Raw genomic sequence first — 3,459 nt, 5'->3', positions numbered from 1 at the left:
ACAATAATTTGGACTTGATCTTTCCAGTAATTTATAGTAGTTTATATAATAGGCTTAATTTAGAAAAATGTGAGGGAGGTGACTTAAAGTTGAAAAAAAATAATTTATGGTTGTCATCACTAGCTCTGATCATATGTTTATCGTTTTCGTCATTTTCTTCTGTGCATGCAGAAGCCAAGTCGACAGTGAAAATTCGATATGAATCCAGATTCGTTTCTGAATTTCCGGAAATTACACAAGAAATGGTTATCGAAAAGGGACGAATCTTCTTACCGCTCAGAGATCTTGCTTCGATTTTACAGTTGATGGTGCAATGGAACCAAAAACAGAAAACAGCAACCTTCATTCAGCCTGGCAAGGAATTGGTACTTTCCACCCGAACGAACAAATTTTTGTCAAATGGCCAAACCTATTTACTGGATGTCCCTCTTAAAATATACAAGCAACGTATCTATGTACCAGTTCGCTTCGTTGCAGAGTGGTTTGACGGTGAGGCAAAGTGGGATGCACAAACAAGGACAGTCCTTATTAAGGACAATTCCCCTTTCATATCGACATCGCTTGATCATGAAATGTATTGGTTCGACCATTTGAAGGGTACGCTTTACCGCAGTACTGGAGGACAGTCGTCGATTAAGCTGGGTAGCTATAAGCTTCCTGCCGGAAGTGGATCGGGGCCGACATTCAGTTCGATTAAAGCAGAAAAACTAAGCGCTTCGAACCGCTGGTTGTCTATGAATCTGGCAGTGCATGGTATCGGCGTAAACTATGTACGGCACGGGCTGTTTCTGAAGGATGGACAGGTGCTGAATCATTCCGAACTGGAGTACAGCGGGGAATATCCACTCAAACATATGGACCGATACGATGAGAAGGCAGTTTTGTCCGATGGCATTCAGGTTCAAATCATGAATGCCGAAGGAGAGATCATTAAAATATATGATCTTCAGGCGTTGACCGGTATCGAAGATCGGATGATGATTGAAAAAGTAACGGATAAATATATGCTGGTGAGGCCATTCAATACCCCGTATCTTGTCCTGATTGACTTGGTTAAGAAAGAAAGCGTAAAACTGTACCAGCGATTTTATTCGGAAGAAGATCAGGCCGCTAGCGAAAATGTTGGATACAATAGCACGGAGTTCCACCAGTTCTTCGACTTAAAGCTGGTAAAAGAAGTAGGCGACACGCTATATTTCACGCGCACATCTATAGAGAGCGGTGAAACACTGACTTATACGTACACCATTGGCAAGTAACAAAATAGTTACGAGGAACACCTCTGGTTATCTCTTATAGATAACTGAAGCGACCGTGAGGAGCGTGTCCAGGCCCGTTGAATCTTCCGTTCATCAACGTAGTTCTAGTATCTACCATTTTTCGCGGCAATGAAGGAATGTATACTCAATCCGGAAAAAGACGTCTGAAGGCGTCTTTTTCTCGTTACCAGTACAAGTTTTGTCAAGCAAACGGGGATATGAATCGATGCCGAAGGCATAGCTCCCCCTCGATTTCAGATGGCCCCCCGATGGAAAAAAAGGCAGCATGAGCGGCAGCATATCGCCCCCGATTCTCGTAAGGCGCTCAGCGGCGTCCTGGCTGATTATCAATCCATTTTGAAACCATGCTATACATTCAAACAATTTCGTTTGTCGGCAACAGGCATTTTGCGTCTCTACCGGGTTTAAACAAATTGACAAGCAAGCAGTCTCAATTATGTATTGTCACCATTGAGACTACTTTTTGTGTCGTTGGACACGAGACGACGAGCAAATACAAAAAGGCGCTTCATGAGCCGGTCGTCAGCAAACGGAATAGGTATTACGTTATTCACGTCAGACGGGAGCACCGGAAGCGGGTGCCCGGTACGGAATGGGACGAAGCGGATGCGGCCTTCCGCCGAATCCGGCGGCAAAGAGAATCACGACAAAGAGACGCGCAAGCTGATGAGCCGCAAATATACGGGCGACTTGACGATCGTAACCCCGCCCGATCACGACCGCGGGTAGCGGTTTTATCCGTCGCGGCTTTCGATCACGAGCAGCAGCCCTTCGCGGAAAACGATGACGCCTGACGGTTCGGCCCATTGATTGCTGATGCCGAGCGATTGTCCCATGCGAAGCTCGGCATCGCGGAGCGGATAGCGAAAGCCGGACAACGTAATGCCTTTGACGGTCATCGTGAGCGGCAGCAGCGAGATTTGGGAGAACCGTCCTTTCGTCAACGTGAGCGGCCTTCTCGGCTGCGCCAGCCTTACCGCGTTGAATTCGTCCTCGATGACCGCGTCGACTCCGCGTTCGAGCGCCGCGACCAGCAAGTGGATGTTGGCGATCGAATGGTCGAATCGCGTGCCGAGACCGCCGGCAATGACAATTTCGTCAGGCTGGCGGGCGAGCGCTTCGCGGAACGCGAGCTCGGTATCGGTATAATCTTTGTCGACCGGATCGCAGTCGCGGAACGTTCGGCTGGCGGAGCGGATCAGCTCGAGCTCGTCCGGCGTAACGGAATCAAAATCGCCGATCGCGATGTCCGGCGTTACGCCGTGCCGTACAAGGAACAGCGCTCCGCGGTCCGCGCCGATCAGAAGATCGTGCGGACGGATGAGCGAAAGCGCCCAATCGCCCAGCCTGCCGCCGGCAAAAATGATGACGCGCGCACCGTTCATAAACAACAACCTGCCTTCATAAACAAATTGCAACCTCTGTCAGTATACTGCCGACAACAGACATTTCCAAGTCCCGGCTTTCATCTTGCGCCGGCGGGTTTGCAAGGCTACAATGGGAAGGACGGATTTCGTTCGGAAACGGCTCGGACATCATTTACGCATAAGCGGGGGCAGACGAAATTGGCGGTTGATATGGATATTTTTACGGTATTCAGTATTATCGGGACGATCGCCTTTGCTGTGAGCGGAGCGGTCGTTGCGATGGAGGAGGAATACGACATCCTCGGCGTATTCGTTCTCGGTCTGGTGACGGCGTTCGGCGGCGGCGTCGTGCGCAATTTGCTGATCGGCATACCGGTGACGACGCTGTGGAGTCAGGGCACGCTGCTGAAAATCGCCGTCGCGGCCATGACGATCGCATTTCTGCTGCCGGCGAACTGGATTCAACGATGGCGGAAAAGCGAAGCGTTCTTCGATGCGATCGGTTTGGCCGCATTTGCCATTCAGGGCGCACTGTACGCGACATCGATGAACCATCCGCTCAGCGCCGTCATGGTTGCGGCGATGCTGACGGGCATCGGCGGCGGCATGATTCGCGACGTTCTGGCCGGCCGCAAGCCGCTCGTGCTGCGGGACGAAATCTATGCCGTATGGGCGCTGCTGGCGGGCGTTGCCGTCGGACTCGGATGGGCCGAATCGCCGTTGGAGCTGCTCGTTCTGTTCGCGCTCGTCATTGTGTTTCGGATGCTGTCCGTCTATTACAGATGGAAGCTGCCGCGGCGTTCGCTGCGGCA

The 3,459-nt window shown here is 51.1% G+C and carries 4 protein-coding genes; 3 read left to right on the top strand and 1 reads right to left on the bottom strand.

Annotated features, from left to right (window positions below):
* A partial coding sequence (locus ABEV74_RS20715; protein ID WP_430149192.1) for a copper amine oxidase N-terminal domain-containing protein occupies window positions 1–1,259 on the top strand: 1,259 nt, incomplete at its 5' end.
* Between the two features lie 627 nt (window positions 1,260–1,886).
* Window positions 1,887–2,009, top strand: coding sequence for a hypothetical protein (locus ABEV74_RS20710; RefSeq protein WP_280515292.1), 123 nt, complete (start codon window positions 1,887–1,889; stop codon window positions 2,007–2,009).
* Window positions 2,010–2,014: 5 nt separating this feature from the next.
* Here ABEV74_RS20710 and ABEV74_RS20705 read toward each other — a convergent pair whose 3' ends face one another.
* Window positions 2,015–2,665 (bottom strand): thiamine diphosphokinase, encoded by a 651-nt coding sequence (locus ABEV74_RS20705; protein ID WP_430149189.1) that lies wholly within the window; start codon window positions 2,663–2,665, stop codon window positions 2,015–2,017.
* Between the two features lie 192 nt (window positions 2,666–2,857).
* Here ABEV74_RS20705 and ABEV74_RS20700 point away from each other — a divergent pair.
* On the top strand, window positions 2,858–3,459 hold a 602-nt coding region (locus ABEV74_RS20700), incomplete at its 3' end, for a trimeric intracellular cation channel family protein (protein ID WP_430149195.1).

The sequence above is a fragment of the Paenibacillus cisolokensis genome (genome assembly GCF_050481165.1).
Lineage (GTDB): Bacteria > Bacillota > Bacilli > Paenibacillales > Paenibacillaceae > Paenibacillus_AH > Paenibacillus_AH cisolokensis.
This window is presented reverse-complemented; position numbering and strand designations above follow the sequence as displayed.

Bases quoted from the DNA above. Each gene is read 5' to 3' on its own strand.
- ABEV74_RS20710 (WP_280515292.1), top strand. From the start codon at position 1,887: ATGCGGCCTTCCGCCGAATCCGGCGGCAAAGAGAATCACGACAAAGAG.
- ABEV74_RS20705 (WP_430149189.1), bottom strand. From the start codon at position 2,665: ATGAACGGTGCGCGCGTCATCATTTTTGCCGGCGGCAGGCTGGGCGAT.